Here is a 25,504-nt window from a genome sequence, read left to right as displayed (position 1 = left end):
TGACGGGGATCGGCGCGCTCTCGCTGGTCGTCCCCGTCGTCTACGCCCTGGCCGTGACCGTCTTCGACGACCGCCGTCTCGGGCTGGCCGCCGCGCTGGCGGTCACCGTCCTGGAGTTTTTCGCCTACCACGCCGCCTACTTCTTCCCGCAGGCGCTGGCGTCCCTGTTGCTGATGGTCCTCCTGGCGGTCAACGCCGCGCTGTTCTACGCCGGTGACGAGCGGGGATACCGCCGACTCTCGGTGTTCGCGCTCGCGCTGATCGGAGTGATGGTGTTCACCCACCACCTCACCTACCTGCTGTTCGGCGGCGTGGCCGCCGTCGCGCTGCTCGTCGCGCTGGTCCGGCCGTTCGCCTTCGGCGGCGACCGCTCGGACGCCGCGCGAACGCTGCGATTCAGACGGGTGTTCCCGGGACTCGTCGGCGGCGTCGTCCTGCTGGCGTACTGGACCTACTCGCCCAGCATCATCGTCGTCGGCATCGTCCAGCTGACCGCCGGGGTGTTGCTCGACGTGGTTTCGGTGCCGGCGCCGCAGCTGTACGCGTACGGCGAGACGCTGCCCGCCGACTCGGTCGGCCGGGCCGTCGAGTGGCTGCTGACCCCGACCGGCGTCTACGCGGTCGGACTGGGCGCCGTCCTGCTGGTCGCGGGCTACGAACTGCTCGACCGCACCGAGCGCTACGAGCGGGGGTTCACCCTGACCGCGACCGGACTCGTCCTCGCGGGACTGCTCCTGCCGGTCCCCGTCGCGATCCCGCAGGTCGAGCGCCTCCAGTTCGTGGTCACGCTCGTCGCCGTGTTCCCGGTCGCGGTCGGCCTCCAGCGGGCGCTCTCGGCGCCCCGCAGAACCGTCGTCGCCGCACTGGTCGTCCTCGCGGCGCTGGGCGGCGCGACGGCGTTCACCGTCCTCGTCGCCGACGACGTGCCCGGCGTCTACACCGACGAACCCCGCCAGCAGGTGTCGATGAGCGACGCCGAGTTCGGGGCCGTCGGGTCGACCGCCGCGTTCGCCGACCGGTATCTCGGCGGCGAGGCGGCGACCGACCGGATCACCAATCGAGCGTTCGAGACGACGCCGTTCAACGCGACCGGTCGGCTCGGCGTCCGGCCCGACGGGCTGGCGACCGAGGCACCGTTCCTCGTCGTCCGCAGCGAGTGGCGACGCCACGTCGTCGCGCCGACCGAGAGTCTGCGCGCGGCCGACCAGAACACGTTCGTCGTCTCCAACGACCGGTTCGCCGCCGCCGACGCGACGGTTGACAAGGTGTACACCGCCGGACGTGCGCGCGTGTACCACAGCGCCGGCGGCTTCGAGGGAGTCTACGGCGCGAACGGCACCGCGCGGTAGAGCGCGCTCCGCGCGAGATACGCGACCGAGAAGGGGTGGGGCGAGATGCGCACGGCGCGTGCGAACAGCGTCACCGCTCGCTCGTAGTCGCCGGCGTCGTGGCAGGCGAGACCCAGGTCCGTGTACAGCTGATTGTAGTAGACCGAGAGGTACGGCTGGGCTTGTGGGACGCGCTGGCTGACGAGATAGCCGAAGCGTTTGGCCTGCTCGCGGTACTCGTCGACGGCCATCCCGGCGGACATCATGCTCGCGCCGTGGCGCCGACGGGTGAAGAGATCCGGACAACAGCAGACGCCGGCCTCCGTCGCGGCCTCCAGCGCGTAGAGCAGGTCCTCGCCGCGGCGGAGATCCGACTCGAAGCGGGCGCCGGCGCGGTCGGTGTCGACGACCATTGCGGAGGTCACCTCGTGGAGGTCGCCGACGAACACCTCGTAGACGAAGTCGTCGAGCGCCATCGGATCGCTTTCGACACACAGGCCCGCGCCGGTCTCGGCCATCCGGTCGAGCTGGCGTTCGAGCTTGTCCGGTTCCCAGAGGTCGTCGGCGTCGAGAAAGGCGACGTACCGGGTCTCGGCGCGGTCGAGGCCCGCGTTGCGCGCGTCCGCCGGACCGGTGTCCACGTCGTCGACGACGACGAGCTCGGTGGGGACGCTCTGGGCCGCGACCGTCGCCTCGGCCTCGGCCAACATCTCACGTGGTGTGTACCGCTCGCTGTAGGGGATCACGACGGAGACGGTCGGATAGCCGCCGTCCGCGGCGACCTCGGTCGGCGCCCCGCGGCGCTCTCGGGAGTCACCCATCCATGGCCTCCCGGTGGATCGCGGCGAAGCGCTCGGCGTGGCGCGCCCACGTCCATCCCTCGTCGACCAGCCGCCGGCCCCCCGCGGCGCCCATCTCCCGCAGGCGCTCGGGGTCGTCGAGCAGTTCGTCGAGGACGGCGGTGAGCGTCTCGGGGTCTTTCGGCGGGACGAGCACGCCTGTCTCGCCGTCGACGACCATCTCCGGAATGCCACCGACGGCCGAGCCGACGATCGCTGTCTCGGCCGCCATCGCCTCGTACATCACGGTGGGTCGCCCCTCCGTCCAGCTGGGGTGGACGAGCGCGTCGGCGGCGACCTGCCAGCGCCGCAGCCCAACGGGGTCGAGGCGCCACTGCGAGCGCGCCGGGTGGTCGAGTTCGCCCAGGCGGTCGAGCAGCCACCACCGGAGGTCGCCCTCGTGGCCGACCGTCGCGAGCATCACGTCCTCGCGCTCCAGCGCGTCGACCGCCGCGACCAGCTCGCGCAGCCCCTTCTGCTCGGTGTAGGCGCCGACGTACAGCAGCAGTTTCGTGTCCGGGTCGATCCCGAGTTCGCGCCGGATCGCGGCGCGGCGGTCGGTGGGGAACTTCTCGGGGTCCTCGCCGATCGGGACGGTCTCGACTTTTTCCGCCGGCGCGAACTCCCGGGCCACCTCGGCGAGTTCGTCGCTGACGACGGCCACGGTCGAGGCGTAGTCGAGGGTCTCGCGGATCCGCTCCTGGACCGCGTCGTTGAACGACTCGAAGTTGTGCAGGTCGACCGCGTGGCTGTTGACCACCAGCGGCACGTCGTGACGCTCGCAGTATCTCAACATTCCGTAGCCGTCGAGGTAGATGTCGGAGGTGTGGACCACGTCGTGGGGCGTCTCGAAGGTCTCCTCGACGTAGCGGGTGACCCGCTTCTGGATCGAATCGCCGGAGACGTGGTAGAACCGTCGTTTCGGCAGCATGTAGAGAAATCGCGGGTAGTGGGCGACGTAGGTGCCCCACCGCTCGGTCCGCGGGACCCGGGCGTACTCCGAGTTGGGGCCGACCGGCGGCGCGAACGGCGTCGGCGAGACCACGTCGAGGTCGGCAGCGGTCCGGTTGATCGCGTCGAACGACCGGTGGTTGAACGGCGAGCGCACCTGCAGCGAGTGGCTCTGGTGGTGGATGCAGCAGGCCAGCACGTCGTAGGGGTCGCCGCCCGCGGCGCCACCGCCGGAGTCGTCCGCGGTCATCGAACGCCTCCGAGGCGCGCGCGGACACCGAGCAGCGACCAGAAGGCGAGCCGCGCGAGGTCGGTCGGTCGGCGGAGGACGCGCCCGTCGAGATACGCGGCGGCGTCGCTGAATCGCCCCTCGGCGAGGAAGTGCCCGACCAGCCCCATCCGGTGGATGTGGCGGACCGGAACCCCGCGTGCCTCCAGGTCGTCGACCAGGGCCGCGTTGCGCGCCAGATAGCGCGCGTCGTTCTCGACGTAGGCCTCGGCGGGCGCGTCGCCGGTGAAGTGGGTCACCGCCAGCGGCTCGGCGACGTGAGCGATCCGCCCGGCGGCGAGCACCCGCAGCACGAGGTCCCAGTCCTCGTAGATCGACAGCCCCTCGTCGAAGCCGCCGGCGGCGCGGACGGCCTCGCGCTCGACCAGCAGCGTCGACCCGGGGCCCATGAACACCCGCATCGTCACCAGCGCCTCGGCGAGTTCGCGCCCGCCCTCCGCGAGGCCGCCGGAACGGACCACCCGCTCGGAGAGCGCGGATCCGACCCGACCGAGCAGGGAGAGGTCCGCCGTCGCCACCTCGCAGTAGGCGCCTACCCATCCCTCGCCCCGATCGTCGAGAACGGCGAGCTGGCGTTCGAGCTTCCGGGGGAGCCACTCGTCGTCGGAGTCGAGGAACGCGACGTACTCGCCGGTCGACGCCTCGACGCCCGTGTTGCGCGCCGCGCTCACGCCGCGGTTTCGCTCGTGGGCGAGATAGCGGACGCGAGGGTCGTCGTAGGCGGCCACGACCGCCTCGGTCCCGTCGTCGCTCCCGTCGTCGACGACGACGACTTCGAGGTCGCTCGCCGTCTGGGCGAGCGCGCTGTCGATAGCGCGGCCCACCACGTCGGCGCGCCGGTAGGCCGGTATCACGACGCTCACCCGTGGGTTTGCGCTCGCGTCGGCCGGCTCGGCCGCGGAGCAACCGTCACCCACGCATGACCTCCCGGTGGACGGCCGAGAGCTTCTCCGCGTGGGCGCTCCAGGTCCACTCCTGATCGAGCAGGCGCCGGTGGCCGGCCTCGCCCATCGCCGTCAGCCGCTCGGGGTCGTCGAGCAGCTCGTCGATCGCCGCGCGAAGCCGCTCGGGGTCGTGGGGCGCGACGAGGACGCCGGTCTCGCCGTCGACGACCATCTCGGGGATGCCGCCGACGTTCGAGGCCAGCACCGGGAGTTCCGCGGCCATCGCCTCGTAGATGACCGTCGGGCGCGCCTCGACGTGGCTCGGGTGGACGAGCAGGTCGGCGGCGACGTAGAGCCGCCGGAGCGCGATCGGGTCCAGCTCCCAGTAGGCGTGGGCGGGGTGGCGAAGCTCGCCCAGCCTGTCGAGGAACCACCACCGCAACGCGCCGCCGTGGCCGACCGCGGCGACCGCCACGTCCTCGCGGTCCAGCGCGTCGAGCGCCGCCGCGAGTTCGCGCACCCCCTTCTCCTTCTCGAAGCGCCCGACGAACAGCAGCAGCTTCGTCTCCGGCGCGACGCCGAGTTCCGACCGGATCGCTGCCCGACGGTCGGTCGGGTAGAGGTCCGGGTCCTCGCCGATGGGCAGCGTCCGGACCCGCTCGGCCGGGGCGAACTGGCGGGCGACACCGGCCAGTTCGTCGCTGACGGTCAAGATCGCCGAGCAGTAGTCGATCGCTTCGCGCATCCGCTCGCGGACGCCCTCGTTGAACCGGTCGAAGTTCTTCAGGTCCCCCGCGTGGGAGATGGCGACCATCGGGATGTCGTGGCGCCGACAGTAGGGCAACATCGCGTACCCGTCGAGATAGAGGCTACAGACCTGCACCACGTCGTGGGGCGTCTCGAAGGTCTCCTCGACGTAGCGGGTGACCCGCTTCTGGGCGGAGTCGCCCGATAGCTGGTAGAAGTACCGTTTCGGGATCGCGTAGAGAAAGCGAGGGTAGTGGACCCGATAGCTGCCCCACTGCTCGGTCTCGGGGACGTGACGGTACTCCGAAAACGGACCGACCGGCGGGGCGAACGGGGTCGGCGAGACGACGTCGAGACCGGCCCCGGCGCGGTGCAGGGCGTCGAACGACCGGTGGTTGAACGGCGTTCGAACTGGAAACACGTGATTCGGGTGTTCGACCGCACAGCCCAGAACCCGGTACGGTGCGTCGCTGGCGGGCACGTCCGCGTCGGCGTCCGACGCGGTCCTCTCGGATGCAAATAATCCTGACATATCGGCGTGTGGCCTCGGAACGGTCCCCCGCTCGGTCTCGGGGCCGTTCGACGGCCGTTCTCGACAGTACATCAGTCAGGCGAGACTTAGCTTTTACGAGACGCTAACCCCCCTTCCTCAGCGAGCGCCGACCGAACGGGAGGCGCGAGCAGGGAGGGGATACAGCGCCCCACGGTTCTCATACACTCTACGGTTGTAGGCCCGCAGGCCCACGCAGTCGTAACCTTTTCTCAGTAGGGTAACAAAATGTTGACCGAACCTAATGGAATACGACCTCGACTCGGGAGCGCACTCGACGTATTCCCTGCACTACCACCTGATACTCACCACAAAATATCGGCGCGGAGTGCTAACCGAGGAACGAACCCAATTCCTCCACGAGGTCATCAGCGGGTTCACGGACAACTACGGTGTCGAACTGACGAACCTCGACGGCGAAGACGATCACGTACACATCCTGTTCCGAGCGAAACCAACCACAGACCTCGTGAAGTTCATCAACACGGTCAAGGGCGCGACTGCCCGCCGTATCCGCAACGAGTATGCTGACAAACTGAAGACCGAACTGTGGGGCGACTCGTTCTGGAACGACTCGTACTGCCTCATCTCGACAGGGCAGGTATCGCTGGATGTGCTGAAACAGTACATCGAGGACCAACGCGAGTAGTGAATGTACTACGCCTACAAGTACCGTCTCAAGCCGTCCGACGCCCACCGTGAGGAGTTGGACCGCCATCGAGATATTTGTAGGCAACTGTACAACCACACGCTCTACCGCCTCAACGAGTACCAAGACAAACACGGCGAACTGCCGTCCATGACCGCCCTGCGGTCGGAACTACCCGACCTCAAGCAGTGGTGGGACGACCTCTCGGACGTGTACTCGAAGGTTCTCCAAACCGTCGTGGAACGCCTGTTCGACAACCTCAAAGCGCTCTCAGCACTCAAGAAGAACGGCTACGGCGTCGGCCAACTCAAGTGGAAGCCGCCGCGGGAGTTTCGCAGTTTCACGTACAGTCAGTCTGGCTTCAAGCTCGACAAGAAGGGCGGTCAGACTGTCCTGTCACTTTCGAAACTCGCGGACATCCCGATTCGGCTTCACCGCCCCATCCCCGACGACGCCAAACTCAAACAGGTCACGGTCAAGAAGGAACCGACGGGCGAGTGGTTCGCCACATTTGGGGTCGAAGTGGACCGTGAGCCACCCGAACCGCCTGAGAACCCCGAGAAGTGCGTCGGCATCGACGTGGGAATTTTTAAGTATGCTCACGATACCGACGGCACGGCGGTCGGGTCGCTCGACCTCTCTGACGAGCGCGAACGCTTGGAACACGAGCAACGAAAGCTCTCGCGCAAACAACGCGGGTCGAACAACTGGGAGAAGCAACGACGGCGCATTGCGGAGTGTCACGCCGACCTCCGACGGAAGCGCCGCGACTTCTTGCACAAGCTCTCGAACTACTACGCCCGAGAGTACGACTTCGTGGCGGTCGAAGACTTGAACGTCAAGGGGATGATGGAGTCACCGTCGAACAGCCGCAACACGGCGTCTGCCGCGTGGCGGACGTTCCTCTCGTTGCTCGAATACAAGTGCGAGCGAGAGGGGACACACTTCGTGGCGGTTAACCCGAGCGGGACGACCAAGGAGTGCGCGTCCTGTGGAGTCTCGACGGAAAAACCGTTGTGGGTCCGCGAACACTCCTGTCCCGCCTGCGGGTTTGAGGCGGACAGGGACGCGAACGCGGCGTGGAACATTCTTTCTCGCGGCCTCGAAAATGTAGGAGTGGGACACTCCGAAGGAACGCCTGTAGAGACTGCGCTCCCTACGGATACGCCTGTATCTGCAAAGCGCGTCGTGGAAGCAGGAAGCCCTACCCTCAAGGAGCGAACGGCGTCAGCCGTAAGCGAGTAGGGTAGTTCACGTCTTCTGGGGGCGGGCGGGAACTGAACGCTTTTGACCCGATGTGGCGTAGATGTCGCCAGTGTCCCCTTCCGACGAGCGCCAGCGCGTCGACCGGCCCCGGATCGGTCGGCGGTCGTATCTCGCGCTCGCGCTGGCCGCGTCGACCGCCGGTTGCTCGTTCCTGGGGGGAGACGGGGAGGACACGGATGGCCCACCCGACACCCACGACGACGGGGTATCGACGGCGACGGAGGAGACGGTGACCGCGGCGCCCAACACGGGAACAGAGGCCCTCGGAGCCGCGGCGAACGGCGACCTCGTCGCGGTCGCCGCCGGGCTGGACTACGTCGCGGTCTCGACCGAGGGCTCGCCGACGCCCGTCCAGGACGCGCTCGACCTCGTCGCGGAGTCCGGCGGCGGGCACGTCTACCTGCCGCCCGGGACGACCCGCAACGAGGGCGCTCTCAGGCCGCACCGGAACACCGGGCTGTACGGGTTCGGCATGAACGTCTCGGCGCTCCGGATAACGGGCGCCGGATCGGACGGGATCCGATTCGACCGCGACCGCCGCGCGAACTGGGTCGCGCTCGACGGGTTCGAGCTGCGCGGCCCGGGCGCGGACGGGCCGACCGGCGTCGCGATCCACTTCGTCGACAACGGGACGACGCCGGTGACCGACCCGGCGGACCTGCGCGTCGGTCACCTCTACTGCCGGGAGTGGCACGATTCGGTGTACCGCGTCGACGAGGGGGTCGGCCCCTTCCAGTGTCGCCACGAGTACCTCCGCGCGGACGACTGCGACGCGGGCGAGGCTCGCGCCCTGATCGACTGGCGCTCGACGTACGGCCCGGCAAACTGGTTCGGTACGATTCTCTCCTACCCGACCGACAGGGTCACCGGGCGGAACTCCGACGTGCTCTTCCAGCGCGGCGGCGAGCTCACCGTCGGCGACATCTCCGTCGGCGGGACGGCCGGCCGGATGGTCGACAAGCGGGCGGGCCGGCTCCGGGTCGGCCGTCTCCACTACGAGCCGGAGGCCCAGCCGAGCGTCCCCGGATCGCTCGTGCGCGTCGCCGGTCTCGGCCAGAGCCACGTCGGGGACGCCATCGTCGACGCCGGCCGCGTCGAGACCGTCTACGAGCTCGCCGGCCGCGCCGGCGACGCGGTCCTGCACCGACCGACGACCGACCGCGGCGAGGTCACCGACGCCATCGTTCGCGTCGCAGGCCCGCTCCACCCACAGCGACGGTCGTGGTACTTCGGGTCCGCCGACGAGGTGGCCGTCGAGAACTCGACGCGGACCGGAAGCCTCCGCGTCATGGGTGAGGCCGGCCGCGGGCTCGGGTGAGGTCGGCCACGGACCTGGATGAGGCCCATCGCGGATCTGGGTGAACTCCGCCAGCTCCGATAGCGTTATTCGTCAGCTCCGGGTATCGAAGCCTGTGATATCAGCGTGACGGAGCGTCTCGGTGACGGCGGCGGACTGCGGGGCGACGGTGGGGCGGCTATCGAGACGGGCGACGGGGAGTCGGACGCGGGGTCCCGGCCGACGGTCACAGTCGTCGTCGTCACGTACAACTCGGTGCCGACGGTGGCGGAGACGCTGGCGTCGCTGACCGGCCAGACCTACCCGTCGGACCGGTACGAAGTGGTCGTCGTCGACGGCGGGTCGACGGACGGCACGGCCGACGTGGCCGCCGACTACGGCGTGGAGTTCCTCGTCGAGGAGGGAGCGGGCATCGGCGCCTGCCGAAACCGCGGGATCGACCGCGCCGAGAGCGACTACGTGGCGTTCACGGACTCGGACTGCGCGGTCCCGGCCACCTGGCTCGACTCACTGGTCGACCGGATGGCGACCTACGCCGACGACGAGCGAGTGGTCGGCGTCGGCGGCCCCAACCGGCCGTTCCCGACCGACTCGGCGTTCACGAAGCTGGTCGGCAGCTTCCAGGGGACGGCGTTCGGCTCCGGCGGCTCGCCGCAGTCCCACGACATCGACCGCGAGCGGCTCGTCCGCTCGGTCGCGGCGTGTAACGTCCTCTACGACGCCGAGATCTTCGAGCGCTTTCGCTACGACGACTCGGTCAACGTCGGCGAGGACGCCGAGTTGCACTTCCGGCTGAGCGAGGCCGGCTACCGCTTCGCCTTCGACCCGACTATCGCCGTCTCGCACCACCTCTCGCCGAGCCTCCGGGCGCTCTGGGCGAAGAACCGCTCGTACGGGACCGCGATGGCCCGGATCCAGCGCCGCCACGGGAAGCTGGTCCGCTGGTACTCGTTCGTCCCGACCGCGGCCATCGGAAGCGGCGGCGCGGCCCTCGCAGCGGACCTGGTGACCCGACGCGCCCGCTACGTCCCGCTGCTGGCGGCGCTGTTCCTGGTCGCGAGCGGCTACGCCGCACTGCAGGTGTACCGCGACCGGGGCACGCTCCTGGCCGCCCTCGTCCCGGTCGTCTTCGCCGTCCAGTACCTCGCCTACGGCGTCGGCTTCGCCGAGGGACTGACCGTCGACGACCCCTGATACGGATCGCTGTAACTGTTTCCCGCGACGACCGCCCGATCAGGCCCGGTAGATGCCGATCGACCAGTGGTGTTCGCCCAGCACCTGGTAGCCGAGGCCGATGTTGCCGTCGACTGCGCAGTGCCACCCCTCGCCGTCCCACCAGGGGTCGACGTGGTGCATCGCGCCCGAGTTCCAGCCGACGAGCCCCGCCCCCTCCAGCACCGGCGAGTCCGAGCGCTCGGCGTCCTCGTAGGCCGAGGGGGTCAGCTCGGTGATCTCGTACGGTCGGATCGACTCCCCGTAGCGGTCCCGACAGTCCTGGTAGAAGGCGAGCACCCGGTCGTCGAAGACGATCGGCCGACCGCCGGGACGGGCCGCGGTCGGTCGGTTCTCGACGACGGGGTTGGCCTCGTGGGGCCGCCAGTCGGGCGCTTCGAGGTCGTCGCTGTAGTAGGCGTAGAGGTCGACGCCGTCGCCCATCAGCGCCCACCAGCGACCGTTCCACCGGAACGGCGCGAAGTCGTGGCGCGGCGTCTCCGGCCGGACGAGGTCGGCGACGGGCTCCCACGCCGTCGGGAACGACTCGGCGCGGTAGAGCGTCGCCGGCGCTGGGTCGGCGGTCTTCGACCACTGGTCGGGGACCATGTACTGCTCGCCGGCCCAGCGGAAGACGTAGGGAAAAGAGAGGTGATACGGGTGTTCGAGGACGACGCGGTCGTAGGTCCACTCGTAGCCGTCCGGGCTCTCGGCGTGGGCGATGGCCGCGGAGGGGTCCCGGTTGAGCGTGTACACCTCGAAAAAGCAGTGCCACCGGCCCTCGGCGTCGACGAAGAGGAACGGGTCGGCGACGCAGTCCGTCCGCCCGAAGTCCGTCACGCCCCCGCCGGTGAGTACCGGGTTCAGGTCCCCGGCGGGGAGGAACTCCGAGGGCGCTCGCTCGGCGGCCGTCGGGTACCCCGGAACGGCGTCGCCGTCGTAACGGCCGGCCACGTCGACGGGCGCCGGTCGGTTCTCGCCGGTGCCCTCGCGCACGTGGAGGAGTTCGCCGGTGTGCCAGACGGCGCGCTCCAGGGCGGTCGACTGTGCCAGTCGGCGGCGAACTCGTACCAACAGCGGGTCCGGGTCGGCCCGCGGGTGGGCGAGCAGGTCGTGCTCGTCGGTCCCGCCGCCTCCACCGCACCCAGTCGGTTCGACCGTCCGCGTCTCCTCGCTCCCGCTCCCGTCCCCGTCGTCCCGTCCCTGCCTGTCGGCGCCCATTGTTCGGGTCAACGTCGTGTGGCTGGGAACTTAACCGTCGCTGTCGCTCGCGACGGTCAGAACCCGGTGCCGGCCGACCCCATCGCCCGGAGGCCGCCGTTGGAGCCGTCGCCGTGGGTCACGTCCACGTCGTCGGCCGCGCCGTAGTAGAACGACGGGTTCGCCGGGTCGGCCTGCGCCGAGAGATTTACGATGTTCGTCGCGATGTCGGCCTCGGCGCCAAGTTCGATGTACGGCCCGACTGCCTTCCGGGCGGGGCCGCGACCGTTGTAGTCGTCGAACCCCAGCTCGTAGGCGTAGTCGGCGACGCCGGTCACGTGTTTCAGCGAGTCGACGCTCGCGGTGCCGTGGCCCCGCAGGCGAACGATCGCCGGCGGGTTCGTCGGGTTCGTCGTCGGTTCCCAGTGGACGTTGCCGAACTCGACGACGGCGTCCCAGGTCTGGTCGACGGCGACGCCCGAGGAGCCGCCCATGGTGAGGTAGTCGACGGTCTGGGTGCCGCCGCGGGAGTAGAACACCGTCGTGTTCGCGCCGCTCGTGTCCGGGATCGGGTAGGCCGCGATCGTCCCGAACCAGTTGGCCGGGCCGTACCACGACCGGAACTCGAAGAGGCCGTCCTGGTCGCCGGCGTCACAGCCGTAGATGGTGATCTGGTCGTGGCGACACTGGAACGGCCCGACGTCCTCGTCGACGCGGTAGACGGAGTTGTTCCATCCCCAGAAGAGGAGCCGACCTACCCGCAGGTCCTGTGTGTCCCTGTTGGTGTGGTGGACGGCGACGCCGGTGTCGGCGGACCCGCCCGGTCCGTTCAGCGCGAAGGCGTCGAGGACGACGCGGCTGGTCCCCGGGTCGCGGTCGAAGCGGATCCCGTCGACCGGCTGGCCGGTGATCGAGACCTTCGTGATCTCGACGCCGAGGCCGTGGATCTCGGTGTCCGCGTAGGGGCGGATCGGGCCGGTCTCCTCCACGACGCCCGGCGGGAGCCGCACCTGACCGCCGCCGTTGGCGGCGAGGACGTCCAGCGCGTCCTGGATCGGCGTGTCCGACGCCGCGGGCGACACGGTCTGCAGTTCCGCCAGGTTCCGCGCAACCGCGACGACGTTGCCGTCGAGCAGGAGCTGAGTCAGGCTCTCGCCGCTCGACCCGCTCGACCCGCTCGACCCTCCCGACCCGATCGTGCCGAGTTGCACCCAGTCGCTCCCGTCGCCGATGAAGACGGCGCCGGTGTCCGTCGCGAGGAACTTCCCCCCGGCCTTGGGCGCGTAATCGTCGCGCGCGGCCTCGGCGTCGCGGATCTCCACGTCCGTGTCGATGCGTTCGAAGTTGCGATTCAGCGGCAGGTTCCAGTCGAGCGTCCCCGCGGAGGGGGTCTCGTACTCGTGATTTTCCGTCATGATGTCGTCTCCGGGTCGACGCCGCCGAAGCCGAACTCGCCGTACCCCCGCTCGCCGAACTCGTCGTTCGGGATCGGGGTCGGCGTGTCCGTGTCGGTCGGCGTCGTGGTCGGCGTGTCCGTCGCGGTCGGAGTTGGCGTTCCCGTATCGGTCGGCGTAGTAGTCGGTGTCGACGTTGCCGTCGGCGTGGGCGTCGCGGTGGGCGTGCCCGTCGGTGTGTCGCCCGACGCGAGCGCTCCCACCTGGGCGGCGGAGAGCGCTTCGTCGTACAGCCGCAGGTCGTCGATCCGGCCGTCCATGTCGTAGTACGAACTGTAGCCGTTGTCACCGTATCCGACGTACAGCGACCGGTCGCTGTGGACCATCGGGCCCGCCTGGGAGGCGTCGCGGTCGACTTCCTCGCCGTCGAAGTAGGCGATCAGGTCGGTCCCGTCCCAGGTGAGAAAGACGTGGTGCCACTCCCCGTCGTTGGTCTCCAGTCCGTACGGGTTGACGCTAGCCTGCCCGCTCTCGACGGCGACGTGCCCGCGCAGACTGCTCGGCGTCTGCACGTCGACGGCGTAGCCCTCGTCGCCGAAACGGCGATCGGCCTTCTGGACGAGCGTCTGGCTGTTCGCACCCGAATCGGTTCGGTACCAGCCGCCGACGGAGAGCGTGTCCGCCGGGCGGATACCGCTCGCGTCCGGCACCTCGACGTAGTTCGACGCCGAGGCGCCGAGGGCGATCCCCGAGGAGTCGAAGACGCCGGCGGCCGAGAGATCCGGACTCCCGACGGCCGTCCCGTCGTTCGACCCGACGCCGTCGGCCGCCGTCGACCCGCTCGTCTCCTCGAACCGCCAGTGTGCGACCGGTGTCGGGTCCCCCGAACCGGCCGGCGTCGGTGTCGGGGTCGCCGTCGGAGTAGCCGTCGGCGTTGGTGTCGGTGTCGGGGTCCCCGTCGGCGTTGGTGTGGGCGTTGCCGTCGGCGTGGCCGTCGCCGTCTCGGTCGGCGTCGCGGTGGCAGCTTCCCCCTCGTACAGCGCCGCTACGTCGTCGGCTGAAAGCGCGCGCTGGTAGACGCGCACGTCGTCGATCGCCCCGTCCATATCGTAGTATGTGGTGTAACTATTGTCGCCGTAGCCGATGTACAGCGGACGGTCGCTGTGGGCCACGTCGCCGGACTGGGAGGCGTCGCGGTCGACTTCCTCGCCGTCGAAGTACGCCACGAGCGCCGCGCCGTCCCAGGTGAGAAGGACGTGGTGCCACCCCCCGTCGTTCGTATCGAGGCCGAACGGGTTGACGCTAGCCTGCCCGCTCTCGACGGCGACGTGTCCGCGGAGACTGTTCGGCGTCTGCACGTCGACGGCGTACCCCTCGTCGCCGTATCTGCGGTCGGCCTTCTGGACGAGCGTCTGGCTGTTCTCCCCCGACGCCGTCCGGTACCAGCCGCCGACGGAGAGCGCCGATGTGGGTTTGAGCGCGTCGTCGTCGGCAACTTCGACGAAATTGTCCGCCGAGGCGCCGAACTCGTAGGCGGTCGAGCCGTGAACGCCGGCGACGCCCTGCCGGGGCGAACCGCGGATCGTGCCGGCGTTGTCGCCCGCGGCGTCGGTCGCCGAGGCGTCGGTCCCGTCGAGCGTCCAGTGGCCGACGAGTCCGTCGCTCGTCGGTGCGAACGCCGCGACCGCGGCGAGGCCCGGATCGAGTCGGTACGGATAGCCGCCGTACCCCACACGGCGGGCGCCCGGGTCGTCGCCGCCGAGGCAGCCCGCGATCGACGACGAAACGATAGTCGCGGCGCCGGTCGCCTTCAGTAGCGACCGGCGAGAGATGTCCAGAGTCTCGTCGTCCCCCTCCCTGTCCCCCTCCGGTGGGTCTGGTGCCATGCTGTGTCCTTTAAGCTTCGCGTTTATATCACTCTTTCTCCGACAACTGTCCAGATCGAATCAGAATACGCCCCACGTACTATGACAAATAGTGTCCTCGGTGCAATAATCGAACCAGTTACGAAGGGATACGAACCGGATACGAACGGTCGGATGCGGGATCGACCCGTCGGACTGACGGGGTCAGCGGCCGCTCACTCGACGGTGACGCTCTTGGCGAGGTTGCGCGGCTTGTCGATGGGGCGGCCCTTGCTGTTGGCGAGGTGGTAGGCGAACAGTTGGAGGTAGACGTTAGCGACCAGCGGCTCCAGCAGTCCGAGGTCCGGGATCGAGAACTGCTCGGCCACGTCCTCCTCGCCACGGGTCGCCGAGGAGAAGGCGATCACGGGCGCGCCGCGGGCCTGGACCTCGCGGACGTTGTTCGCGGTCTCGTCGGGGCGAGCGCCCTCGGTCAGCAGGGCGAGCACCGGCGTGTTCTCGGTCACGAGCGCGAGCGGACCGTGTTTGAGTTCGCCGGCCGGGAACCCTTCGGCGTGGTCGTAGGAGATCTCCTTGAGCTTCAGCGCACCCTCCAGGGCGACCGGCGAGCCGAACTGCCGGCCGACGAAGAAGAACGAATCGCCGTCGGCGTAGTGCTCGGCCACGTCCCTGATCGTCTCCTCGTCGTCGAGAACGCCCTGGACGGCCCCGGGGAGCCGCTGGAGGTCGTCGAGCAGGTCCCGGGCGCGGTCGGGGTCGAGTTCGCCCCGTGCGTCGGCGACGGCGACCGCCAGTAGCGCGAGCGTGACGACCTGCGAGCCGAAGGTCTTGGTCGCGGCGACGCCGATCTCCGGCCCGGCCTGGATGTAGACGGCGTCGTCGCACTCGCGGGCGACCGTCGACCCGACGGTGTTGGTGACCCCGAGCGTCCGGATGCCCGAGCGCCGGGCCGCGCGGAGCCCGCGCAGGGTGTCGGCGGTCTCGCCGCTCTGGCTGACGCCGATCACGAGCGTCCGGTCGGGCGTGCGACCGCTGCCGACGGCGTACTCGCTGCCGTACTCGACGGTCGCGCGCACGTCGGCGAGCGACTCTATCAGCTGCTTGCCGAACAGGCAGGCGTGATAGGAGGTCCCACAGGCGACGAGCTGGACCTCCTCGACGTCCCGCAGGAACGAGTCGGACAGCGAGAGGTCCAGGTCGACCCGGTCCTCGTAGTCGTCGATCCGCCCGGCGATGGCCTGGCGGAGCGACTGGGGCTGTTCGTGGATCTCCTTGAGCATGTAGTGGTCGTAGCCGCCCTTCTCGGCCGCGTTGGCGTCCCACTCGATGGTGTGGCGGGCGCGCTCGACCGGCTGTCCCTCGTGTTCGACGGTGATCCCGTCGCGGGTGACGACGGCCACGTCGCCGTCTTCGAGGTAGGAGACCGACCGGGTGTGTTCCAGCAGCGGCGTCACGTCGCTGGCGACGAAGTTCTCGCCCTCGCCGTAGCCGACGACGAGCGGGCTCGCCCGCCGGGCGACGACGATCCCGTCGAAGCCGGCGGCGACGACGCCCAGCGCGTAGCTCCCTTCCATGCGCTCGGTGACGCTCGCGACCGCCTCGGGGAGGTCCTGGCCCTCGGCCAACGCCTCCTCGACGAGGTGGGCGACCACTTCGGTGTCCGTCTCGCTACGGAAGGTGTGACCCGGTAGCTCGGCGCGCAGGTCGTCGTAGTTGCCGACGATCCCGTTGTGGACGACCGCGACCCGCTCGGTACAGTCGGTGTGGGGGTGAGCGTTGGCGTCCGTCGGCGGCCCGTGCGTGCTCCAGCGGGTGTGCCCGATCCCGATCGTTTGCGGGGACGAGGCGGGCAGGTCGAGGTCGCCGACCAGGCCGGTGCGTTTGGTGACGCTCAGGTCGCCGTTGGCGAGGGCGATCCCCGCCGAGTCGTACCCGCGGTACTCCAGTTTCTGCAGCCCGCTCACGAGGCGCGGCTGGGCCGATTCGTCGCCGACGTAGCCGATGATTCCACACATGATTACCCTCTCCGAACCGTGTCCCGCGAGTCGATCCGACCGTCGAGGACGGTCCCCGCGTCCGCCCGCACGTCACAGCCGACGACAGTCCCCGGGAGGACGGTCACGTTGCCCCGGAGCGTCGTGCGGTCGCCGAGTACGCCGCCCAGTCGCACGTCGTCGTGGACGCGCCCGTCGACGACCACGTCGGCCTCGCCGCCTTCGACGGTCGCGTTCGGCCCGACCGAGACGGACTCGCCGACGACGCAGTCCGACAGGGCCGCGCCGTGACCGATCTCAGCGCCCGCCATGACGATGCAGTTCGAGAGCGTGACGTTCGAGCCGACGCGGACGTTCGGCCCGAGCGCCGTCCCCGCCAGGACCGACGTGTGCGAGCCGACCGAGACGCTCTCCGCCAGCGCGGTGTCGCCGGAGACGGAGGCCGTCGCGTGAACGCCTTCCGGAACGCCGGTACTCCCGCCGTCCCTGAGTCGAGCGGCGTTGGCCGACAGCAAGTCCCAGGGGTAGGTCACGTCCCGCACGTCGCCGCCGTCGACGACCGCGGTGAGCAGCCCGTCGTCGGCCAGCGACTGCAACGCCGTCGCCATCCCAAGGTCGAGGTGGCTCCGGGCGTCGGGGTCGGCCGCCTCGACGGCGTCGAACACGCGCTCGTCGAAGACGTACGCGCCCGCGTTGACGAGGAACGGCGGGTCGTCGGTCGGCTCGGCGGAGACGCCGACGACCGACTCGCCGTCGAGTTCGACCGACCCGTACTCGGTCGGGCGCTGCGAGCGCGCGGCGGCGACGCTCGGGCGCTCGGACCGCTCGTAGCGTTCGACCAGTCGCTCGATCAGCGCGGGGTCGACCGGACGGTCGCCGTGCAGCGCGACGAACGGGCCGTCGACCGCCGACGCCGCCAGCGAGAGGGCGTGTGCGGCCCCGATCTGGTGGTCCTGAACGACGTACCGGACGGTCGCGTCCCAGTCGTCGCCGTCGCCGAAGTGGTCCTGGATGCGGTCGTGCCGGTAGCCGACGACGAGCAGGATCTCGTCGGCACCGGCGTCGACGGCGGCCTCGACGACCGATTCGAGGATCGGCCGGTTGGCCACGGGCAGCATCGGCTTCGGCCGCATCTCGGTCAGCGGGCCGAGCCGACCGCCCCGCCCCGCCGCGAGGATCACCGTCCGCATATCCGTCCTCCGTCCGCGTAGCGAGCCATAAGCGTGCTATGTCAAACCTGGCTATAGTACTGCCTATCGGGACAGGTTTCGGCACCTAACGGTCGCTACGTGGCTCGCATTCTCCGTCACTGGGTAGGTAATACACCGAGAATCGGAGTAAATGCGTGGAAAATACGGTCCTATCGGCAACCGTTAAACCCTGTGCCCGCTTCGTGTCGGTATGAATTCACGGGACGGGTCGGGAACCACGCGCGGTGACCCCGAACGACGAACGCGACGGTCCGTGCTGCGGACCCTCGCGGCCACCGGTGTCGCCGGTGCGCTGGCCGGGTGTTCGCTCGACGGCCGAAGCGGCGAGGGACGGGACGATACGGACACGCCGGAGGGGACCGCGACGACGGAGCCACCGGCGACGGACGCGCCGGAGCCGTACTTCGAACCCGGACCGACGGTGCGGCTGGCGGAGGTCGCGACCGGGCTGGTCTCGCCCAGCGCGCTCGTGACGGCCGACGACGGGACCGACAGGCGGTTCGTCCTCGACCAGGTCGGGACGATGCACGTCCTCGACGACGACGGGCTGGCCGAGGAGCCGTTCCTCGACCTGACCGACCGGCTGGTCGCCGTCGGGGAGGGGTTGCCGAACTGGGTCTCCTACGACGAGCGCGGGCTGCTGGGCGCGGCCTTCCACCCCGAGTTCGCCGACAACGGGCGGCTGTTCGTCCGCTACAGCGCACCGAGCGACGACGAGGACCTCGACCACCGCGAGCGGCTCTCGGAGTTCACCGCCGACGACGACGGCGACGGCGTCGACCCCGACACCGAGCGGGTGCTGATGGACCTGCCCTGGCCCCGGCCGATCCACCAGGCCGGGACGGTCGAGTTCGGACCGGACGGCTACCTCTACGGCGCGCTCGGCGACGGGCTCAGCCCCTTCAACGGCCAGGACCTGACCGGCACGCTCAAAGGGGGAATCTTCCGGATCGACGTGGACGGCGGCTCGCCCGACGCGCCGCCGGTCGGACGCGGCGACGACGGTGTCGACGTCGATGGCGGCGAACGACCCTACGGGATCCCCGAAGACAACCCGCTCGTCGGGACCGAGGGCCACGACGAATACTACGCCTGGGGCCTGCGAAACCCCTGGAAGATGGCCTTCAGCGGTGACCGGCTGATCGTCGGCGACGTGGGCCAGGCCCAGTGGGAGGAAGTGAACGTCATCGAACGCGGGGCCAACTACGGCTGGCCGCTCAGGGAGGGGCTGCACTGTCACGACCCCCAGACCGGGACGAGCAGCGACGAGGGTTGCGTCGACGAATCCGAACGGGGCGAACCGCTGGTCGACCCGGTGCTGGAGTTCCCCCACTTCGCCGACGACCGGGCGGTCGGGTTTGCCGTCATCGGCGGGCACGTCCACACCGGGTCGGTGTCGGCCATCGCCGACTCGTATCTGTTCGGCGTCTTCACGAGTTCCTTCGAGGCGCCGGCCGGCCGCCTGCTCGTCGCCGATCCGAGCGGGTCGGGCCAGTGGCCGGTCCGTGAGCTACAGTTCGCCGACCGCGACGCGCTGGACATCCAGGTCCTCTCGCTGGGCGTCGACGGCAACGACAGTTACGTCCTCGGCACGCGCGCGTCGCTGGCCGAGGGGCCGCTCTCTCAGACCGGGGGCGTGGTCTATCGGGTCGAATCGGCCTGATCCACGGTCGGCACCCGGCTACCCCATCGCGCTCCGCATCCCGCCGAGCACTTTCTCCCGGAGCGACGGCGACGCCAGCACGCCCGCCCCGTAGACGGCCGCCGAGACGGCGACGACGGCGATCAGCCCGAGCGGCGTGTCGACGACGAGGACGCGCGTCACCGCGACGATGGCGCCGCCCATGACGAGCGCGGCGAGCGAACACCAGGCGATGTCGTCGACCGGGAACCGGACCGGCAGGAGCCGCCGGAAGTAGTAGGCGAGGATCGCCGTGTTGACGACGACGGAGATCAGCGTCGCGAGCGCGGCGCCTTCGAGGCCGAGCCGCGGGACGAGCGCGAGGTTGAGCGCGACGTTCATCGACAGCGAGACGACCGTCGCGATGGCGCCGTACTTCGGTTTGTCGAACGCCTGGATCCCCTTGTCGAGGACGAGGTTCGCGGCCTGGGGGACCTTCTCGACGATGAGGATCACGAACGCGCCGGCGGCGATCACGTACTCGGGCCCGAAGATCACGCCGAGCAGCTCTCGCGAGAGCAGCGCGATGCCGACGACCGAGGGGAGGATGAGCAACAGCGAGGTCGTCAGCGAATCGGAGACGAGCGCCGAGAGCCTCTCGGTGGCGCCGTCGGCCTCGAAAGCGCTGAGCTGGGGGAACAGCGCCCGGGCGAAGACGGTGCTGAACATGATCGCCGTCGTCGTCAGCCGCCAGGCCAGCTCGTAGGCGCCGACGGCCGCCTGGGAGAGAAAGAGGCCGATGACGATCACGTCCATCCAGTTGTAGACGTGGCCTCCGAGCCCCCAGATGCCGTTGAACTTCGCGTAGTCGTACAGCGAGCGCAGGTGGCGGCGGCCGGGCATCGCGAGCGGCGTCTCCAGGCGCAGCGTCGCCGTCACGAGCAGGAGGCCGTAGCTCACGAGCAGGCCGTAGACGAGCGCGCGGACGCCGTAGTCCAGCCGGAGGAGGGAGACGGCGACGACGACGAAGGTGAGACTGCGCAGGAAGTGGAGGACGGCGGTCTGGGCGACCCTGAGTTCACCGTGGAGGACGTGGACGGCGAGCATCGACAGCTCGAAGACGGCGACGACCGCGACGAGTTCGAGCGCGAGGTCGACCCCGATATACGCGGCCAGCGGCTCGCGCGCGGCGAGGACGACCGTCGAGACGACGGCGATGAGCACGAGCTTCAACGCGAGCGCCGCGCCGAACATCCGCGCGGGGTCGTCGCCGGCGCTGATCCGCTTCTCGACGGCGCCGCGCAGGCCGAAGTCGACGACGGTGGCCATCGTGTACAGCGTCGCCTCGAAGAGGAAGAACACGCCCAGCGCCGTCGCGCCGAGTTCGCGGGCGAAGTAGACGGTGCCGAAAAAGCCCAGGGCCGTGTTGACGAGTTCGACGGCGAACAGCAGGCCGCTGGCGCGGGCGAGGTTCATCGTCCGGCGGAGCGGCGGCGGGGCGAGCGTGCCCCTGGGACCACGACCGCGCATCTCAGAGCAGCCCGACCCGTTCGTACCAGGCCACGGTGTCGGCCAGCGCGCGTTCCCACGACCGCCCTTCGACCGGCGCTTGCGATTCCAGCGGCGGCGCGACCGTCCCGAAGTCGCCGCGTTCGAGGAATCCCTCCCCGGGCACCGGCGAGACGCCGACGCGGTACAGCAGGTCCATCGCGGGCTTGATCCCCCAGCGCGTGAGCGAGTAGGGGACGCCGAGAACCGTGCAGTTCCCGGGCGCGTGGCGAGCGATCGTTCGCAACACCTGGCCGTTGGTGAGGTTCGGGCCCGTGACGAGGTGGCGGCCGGCCGCGTCGTCGCGGTCGGCGGTCAGACAGTGGACGAGGCTGTCGACCACGTCGGCGACGTGGACGATGTTGTACTCGTCGTGGGTGTACAGCGGCGGGACGAGGAGGCGGTTGGCGGCGATGACCCGCACCACGTCGTAGCGCGTCAGCCGGTAGTCCCGTGGGCCGAAGATGTACGTCGGATACAGCGCCGACACCGCGAAGGGGTGGTCCCGGCCGAACAGCAGCGCCTCGGACTCGACTTTCGACTGCTGGTACGGCGATCCGGCGTCGGCGGGCACGTCCGGGTGCGCCCCGATCGTGGAGACGAAGACGAACCGGTCGATGTCGGCCGCGGCGGCCGCGTCCACGAGGTTCTCGGTCCCGGCGGTGTTGGTGCCCGCCATCTCCGAGGTATCGTAGACGGCCGCGCCGAGGTGAACGACGGCGTCGGCGTCGGTCTCGACCATCGCCGCCCGCAGCGACTCGGGGTCGCGCAGGTCTCCAGTTACGGTCTCGGTCCCCTCGGGAAGGCGGGCCGTCGAGGTCGACGGCCTGACCATCGCGACCGGGTCGATCGTCCCGTCCCCGGTCGCGCCCTCGTCGAGGGCGTGGAGGAGGTTCAGTCCGATAAAGCCCGTCGCGCCGGTGACGAGGACGTTCACCGTCGTCCCTCCGCCGGTGGACCGTCGGTGTCGGGTTCGGCGCCGTGCCACTCGACCCCGGCGGTTTCGTAGGCGGAATCGATCACCTCGGCGACGGCGACGCCGCGGCTCGCGGGCGCGGCGGTGTCGGTGTCGCCCGCGGCGGCGTGGTCGGCGAAGTCGTGGATCCGCGCGGTGTGGGCGTCCTCGTCGTTCGCGGGAAACAGGTCCGCGATACCGAGGTCGACGATCGGGAGTTGTCCCCCCTCGAAGGCGAACGGGCGGCCGAACACGTCGCCCTCCAGGCGCTCGGCGTCGAGTTCGAGCCAGCCCTCGGTTCCGACGACCATGAACCGCGAGACGCCTTCGGTCTGGGTCCACGTCGTCGAGAGGTGGACGGGCACGCCGTCGAAGTCGAGTGAGACGCGGGCGGCGTCCTCCACCGCGCGGTCGCGGAGGTGCCGGACCGAAGCGTCGGTGACCGCCGGGTCTTCCCCCAAGACCTCGAACAGCACGTCCAGCGAGTGGGGCAGGAGGTCGCGAGCGACGCCGCCGCCCGAGATCGTCGGGTCGTAGTACCAGCCCTGTGACGGCGGCGCCGAGTGGTGTGCCACCGTCACCTCGACGATGTCGCCGAGGAGGTGTTCGTCGAGCAGGCGGAGCGCGCGCCGGTAGTTCTCGTAGTAGCGGTGGAGATAGCCCACCTGGGTGACGACGCCGGCCTCGGCGGCCGCGTCGGCCATCCGCCGCGCGCTCTCGGCCGTGATGGCAAGCGGTTTCTCGCAGAGTACGTGGCAGCCGTGGTCGACGGCGTCGAGGAAGATCGATTCGTGCGTGCTGGGTGGCGTACAGATGCTGACGATGTCGAGGTCGTGGGCGCCGAACAGCGCGGCGGCGTCGGTATACCCGGGGAGGCCGGTCGTTCCGGCGACTTCGTCGCGGCGGGCGTCGTCCCGTTCGGCGAAGCCGACGACGGTCGTCCGCGGGTGGTCTGAGAAGGCCGGGATGTGGTAGTCGGTCGCCATCCAACCGGCGCCGACGACCCCCACGGCCAGTGCAGTCATACCCGACAGTCGCCGGACGCGGAGATAAACCCACCCGATACGTACCGGTCGCGGGCGGGACGTATCAGATACAGTTACGCTCCGGGGCCGCAAATGTGGCTCGATGAGCGACCTCACGGTGACGGTCCACGACACCGTCGCCGATCTCAAGCCGAACGAGTGGAACGCCGTCGTCTCCCAGCAGTCCCGGACCGGCTGCCTCTTCGAGCGTCACGAGTGGCTCGCCGCCTACGAGGCCGCGAGCGACGCGACGCCCAGGTATCTGCAGGTCCGTCGCGACGGGACGCTCGTCGGCGCGCATCCGGCGTTCGAGCGCTCGCTCTCGATGCCGGGACTTCGATTCCTCGGCCCGGCGCGCCCCGGCACGAACGGCGCGATGATAGCGACCGCCGAGGACGACGTGCTCGACGCCCTCCTCGACGGGGTCGCCGACCTGACCAGTGGCCGGACCGTCGGCCACCTGCTCAAACCGGGGAACGGGGCGTCGTTGCGGTACGCACAGCGCCTCCGCGAACGCGGGTACGTCCCGACGGTCCGAGACTGTCAGTTCCGCATCGGCCTGGATCGCCCGTGGGAAGACGTGGTCGGGGACTTTTCGGGGAAGAAGCGACGCAACCTGCGGAAGGCGGAGGAGGCCGGCGTCGAGGGGACGACGGCCCACGTCACCGCCGACGCGGTCGACGCGTTCGCGGACAGACACGACGAACACATGTGCCGAATCGGAGGGGCCGGGGTCTCCCGGGCGTTCCTCCAGGCGTTGCGGGCCCATCTGGGTGACCGGGTCGTCCTCTTCCAGTCGACGCTCGACGACGCAGTAGCGGGGGAGATATTCGCCGTCTGTGACCGCGAGCGGTCCACGCTACATCTACTGTTTCCCGCCTACGACCCCGGCCGATTCGACCAGTACGCCACCGAAGCGGTGTATCGCACCGCGCTCCGGTGGGGGATCGACAACGGATACCGGAACTGCGACCTCGGAGAGACGACGCCGCACTTCGCCGACGGCACCTACGCGTTCAAGTCCGAGTTGGGGGCCGAACCGGTCCCGACGCTCCGCTGGGAGCGGATCGATTCGCTGGTCGGCCGAGCGGTCTATCGGTTCGGGGGCAGTCGCCTGCCCGACCTCCCCGCTCGCACCCGGAACGCACTCGGTCGGTAGACTCCGCTGCGGGCGTCGCCGATCAGCCCATCCGGTCGCCGCGCTCGGCGCGCGCCGCTCTCACGACCGCAGTCGTCTGTGGGGCCGAGAGTCGCTCCCGGGCTTCGGCCTCCGAAACCCACTCGGCCTCGGTGTGTTCGTCGCTCAGCACGAGGTCCGTCTCGGCGGCGCTGCAGTGATAGTAGACCGCCAGTCGGTCGTCGCCGTCGTCGTTTCGCCACGCGTAGGCGTGGACCGGCTCGCCCACGGCCGCGTCGATACCGACCTCCTCCGCGAGTTCCCGACGGAGGCAGTCGGTCACGTTTTCGCCCTCTCTGATCCGACCGCCGGGGAGTTCCCACCCGCCGTCGCTGGCGCGTCGGATCGTCAGCGTCGTGCCCGCCGGAGAGCAGACCGCGCCCCTGATACTCGCCGTCGCTCGAAGCAACCGCTCGTCCATACCACGCCCTTAGTCTACCGCCGCCTCAGTCTACCGGTTTCCGGGAATTATCTGTCAGTTCCCCTTCGAGCGACCCGTTCGCACGCGATTTCGGTATCCGACCTCGATCCGGAACAGTCGAAACTTCATATAGCGCCATGAGGTTTACGAGTGTCGCGTCGAACACCGTGTCCCCGACTGCAGACGAGAATTCGACAACTACTTTATTTTTGGAGCGTCGAATTTCCGTGCGAGTCCGGACGAGTCAATTCACTCGGCGGACACGCGTGTCGAGCCCCGGCGCGCCAGCTATCCCGGACTACGGCGACACTGTGATCCGGCCGGGCCGGGACCGCCAACGGGGTCGTCAGGGGCTGGTGGTGGTGGATCGGCCCGTGCGCCAACAGTGGGCCAAGCGGCTACGAGCGGCGACAGAGCGGCGGCTGAACCCCGTCTGTGTACGGGGCACGGTTGCGCCCGCTCCGTCCCAGCCACTCCGTACGGTTCGCCGAGTTCGGTCTCATCGGGAGTCCGGCCGGATCGGACCGCTGATCCTCACCCGAGCATGGGGGTCCGATTGTAAACCCGTGGCTCCGAAGGATTCAGCTGGGCTCATCGAGCTCGTGTGTCGGCGACCGGTCGACGGCAGATACTGACTTCGGGGCCGGGCGAACAGTCGGAATCAGGAGTCGCTCCCGCCCGGTAGCTGCCGTTGTCCGCTGGGGACCGCCACATGGGCGGCCCGACCGTGACATCCCTCGCTCGGTGAACGGCCGGCTCCTTCCGGCGGAAATCGGCCCGGCACCGGTTCGGTGACGGGACGCTCTCCCGAGTTTGACGAGGCGGGGTTCGGCCTCGACTGGACGGGCCGTCCCCTGGTACGGGGATTCCCAGCGACCGGGTTATCCGCCGCAGTCTCCCGACGATCCCCCGTGGCAGTCGCCTCCTGCGGTACGTCCACCGTCGCAGTCCGAACCTCCCAGCGGGCCACCACCTGTGCGGGTCGAGCGCTGCTGACGTGGGGAAATGAGGACCAACTCCGGCGCTCGTCACCCACCGGAGGTCGGCAGACCCGTCTGCGAACAGATGTGCGCCCGACGCT

At 69.6% G+C, this 25,504-nt stretch carries 19 protein-coding genes; 6 read left to right on the top strand and 13 right to left on the bottom strand.

Annotated elements, in window-relative coordinates:
* Nucleotides 1-1,321: 1,321 nt before the first annotated feature.
* From C475_RS13165 to C475_RS13150, 4 genes are read right to left on the bottom strand one after another with little or no spacing between them, the layout of a single operon-like run.
* A complete protein-coding gene (locus C475_RS13165; protein WP_006884336.1) occupies nt 1,322-2,149 on the bottom strand; it encodes a glycosyltransferase family 2 protein in 828 nt (275 codons plus the stop codon).
* Nucleotides 2,142-3,368: a glycosyltransferase family 4 protein gene (locus tag C475_RS13160; RefSeq protein WP_006884335.1), complete on the bottom strand. Its 1,227-nt coding sequence runs from the start codon at nt 3,366-3,368 to the stop codon at nt 2,142-2,144. Before C475_RS13160 ends, C475_RS13165 begins: the two co-directional genes overlap by 8 nt.
* The gene (locus C475_RS13155) at nt 3,365-4,324 is read right to left on the bottom strand and encodes a glycosyltransferase family 2 protein (RefSeq protein WP_152436412.1); all 960 of its coding nucleotides are present in this window, start codon (nt 4,322-4,324) and stop codon (nt 3,365-3,367) included. The genes C475_RS13160 and C475_RS13155 overlap by 4 nt, the downstream gene beginning before the upstream one ends.
* Nucleotides 4,317-5,570, bottom strand: coding sequence for a glycosyltransferase family 4 protein (locus C475_RS13150; RefSeq protein ID WP_082223318.1), 1,254 nt, complete (start codon nt 5,568-5,570; stop codon nt 4,317-4,319). Before C475_RS13150 ends, C475_RS13155 begins: the two co-directional genes overlap by 8 nt.
* A 262-nt stretch (nt 5,571-5,832) precedes the next feature.
* Between C475_RS13150 and tnpA the strand changes: the two genes are divergently transcribed.
* From tnpA to C475_RS13130, 4 genes are all read left to right on the top strand, one after another.
* Entirely contained in the window at nt 5,833-6,237 is a 405-nt protein-coding gene (gene tnpA / locus C475_RS13145; RefSeq protein WP_006884332.1) for an IS200/IS605 family transposase, read from the top strand.
* Between the two features lie 3 nt (nt 6,238-6,240).
* Complete coding sequence (locus C475_RS13140; protein WP_006884331.1) at nt 6,241-7,482, top strand: RNA-guided endonuclease InsQ/TnpB family protein; 1,242 nt, start codon at nt 6,241-6,243, stop codon at nt 7,480-7,482.
* A 61-nt stretch (nt 7,483-7,543) separates the two neighbouring features.
* Entirely contained in the window at nt 7,544-8,821 is a 1,278-nt protein-coding gene (locus tag C475_RS13135; protein WP_006884330.1) for a hypothetical protein, read from the top strand.
* Between the two features lie 105 nt (nt 8,822-8,926).
* A complete protein-coding gene (locus tag C475_RS13130) occupies nt 8,927-9,994 on the top strand; it encodes a glycosyltransferase (RefSeq protein WP_006884329.1) in 1,068 nt (355 codons plus the stop codon).
* Nucleotides 9,995-10,033: 39 nt separating this feature from the next.
* On the opposite strand, the gene C475_RS13125 is transcribed toward C475_RS13130, so the two are convergent.
* The 5 genes from C475_RS13125 to C475_RS13105 form a co-directional block, all read right to left on the bottom strand.
* Nucleotides 10,034-11,233 carry a glucosamine inositolphosphorylceramide transferase family protein gene (locus C475_RS13125; protein WP_006884328.1) on the bottom strand — a complete coding sequence of 400 codons (1,200 nt, stop codon included), beginning with the start codon at nt 11,231-11,233 and terminating at the stop codon, nt 10,034-10,036.
* A 56-nt stretch (nt 11,234-11,289) separates the two neighbouring features.
* On the bottom strand, nt 11,290-12,627 hold the full coding sequence (locus C475_RS13120) for a hypothetical protein (protein ID WP_006884327.1): 1,338 nt from the start codon (nt 12,625-12,627) through the stop codon (nt 11,290-11,292).
* Nucleotides 12,624-14,492: a LamG domain-containing protein gene (locus C475_RS22380; protein WP_006884326.1), complete on the bottom strand. Its 1,869-nt coding sequence runs from the start codon at nt 14,490-14,492 to the stop codon at nt 12,624-12,626. Before C475_RS22380 ends, C475_RS13120 begins: the two co-directional genes overlap by 4 nt.
* A 194-nt stretch (nt 14,493-14,686) precedes the next feature.
* Nucleotides 14,687-16,486 carry a glutamine--fructose-6-phosphate transaminase (isomerizing) gene (glmS, locus tag C475_RS13110; protein ID WP_006884325.1) on the bottom strand — a complete coding sequence of 600 codons (1,800 nt, stop codon included), beginning with the start codon at nt 16,484-16,486 and terminating at the stop codon, nt 14,687-14,689.
* A gap of 2 nt (nt 16,487-16,488) precedes the next feature.
* Nucleotides 16,489-17,655 carry a sugar phosphate nucleotidyltransferase gene (locus C475_RS13105; RefSeq protein WP_006884324.1) on the bottom strand — a complete coding sequence of 389 codons (1,167 nt, stop codon included), beginning with the start codon at nt 17,653-17,655 and terminating at the stop codon, nt 16,489-16,491.
* Nucleotides 17,656-17,866: 211 nt separating this feature from the next.
* Here C475_RS13105 and C475_RS13100 point away from each other — a divergent pair, with 211 nt between their 5' ends.
* Nucleotides 17,867-19,339 (top strand): PQQ-dependent sugar dehydrogenase, encoded by a 1,473-nt coding sequence (locus C475_RS13100; RefSeq protein WP_082223311.1) that lies wholly within the window; start codon nt 17,867-17,869, stop codon nt 19,337-19,339.
* A gap of 18 nt (nt 19,340-19,357) precedes the next feature.
* Here C475_RS13100 and C475_RS13095 read toward each other — a convergent pair whose 3' ends face one another.
* The 3 genes from C475_RS13095 to C475_RS13085 are packed head-to-tail and all read right to left on the bottom strand — an operon-like array spanning nt 19,358 to nt 22,825.
* Nucleotides 19,358-20,827 carry a flippase gene (locus C475_RS13095; RefSeq protein ID WP_204366168.1) on the bottom strand — a complete coding sequence of 490 codons (1,470 nt, stop codon included), beginning with the start codon at nt 20,825-20,827 and terminating at the stop codon, nt 19,358-19,360.
* Nucleotide 20,828: 1 nt separating this feature from the next.
* Nucleotides 20,829-21,782 (bottom strand): NAD-dependent epimerase/dehydratase family protein, encoded by a 954-nt coding sequence (locus C475_RS13090; RefSeq protein WP_006884321.1) that lies wholly within the window; start codon nt 21,780-21,782, stop codon nt 20,829-20,831.
* The gene (locus C475_RS13085) at nt 21,779-22,825 is read right to left on the bottom strand and encodes a Gfo/Idh/MocA family protein (protein WP_006884320.1); all 1,047 of its coding nucleotides are present in this window, start codon (nt 22,823-22,825) and stop codon (nt 21,779-21,781) included. The genes C475_RS13090 and C475_RS13085 overlap by 4 nt, the downstream gene beginning before the upstream one ends.
* A gap of 103 nt (nt 22,826-22,928) precedes the next feature.
* Between C475_RS13085 and C475_RS13080 the strand changes: the two genes are divergently transcribed.
* Nucleotides 22,929-23,984: a GNAT family N-acetyltransferase gene (locus C475_RS13080; protein WP_006884319.1), complete on the top strand. Its 1,056-nt coding sequence runs from the start codon at nt 22,929-22,931 to the stop codon at nt 23,982-23,984.
* A 22-nt stretch (nt 23,985-24,006) separates the two neighbouring features.
* Here the strand turns inward: C475_RS13080 and C475_RS13075 are convergent, their stop codons facing one another.
* A complete protein-coding gene (locus C475_RS13075; RefSeq protein ID WP_006884318.1) occupies nt 24,007-24,423 on the bottom strand; it encodes an NUDIX domain-containing protein in 417 nt (138 codons plus the stop codon).
* Between the last annotated feature and the right edge of the window lie 1,081 nt (nt 24,424-25,504).

It is taken from the genome of Halosimplex carlsbadense 2-9-1 (assembly GCF_000337455.1).
GTDB classification, from domain to species: domain Archaea; phylum Halobacteriota; class Halobacteria; order Halobacteriales; family Haloarculaceae; genus Halosimplex; species Halosimplex carlsbadense.
Note: the sequence above shows the minus strand (reverse complement) of the source record. Positions and strands in the feature narration are given on the sequence as shown.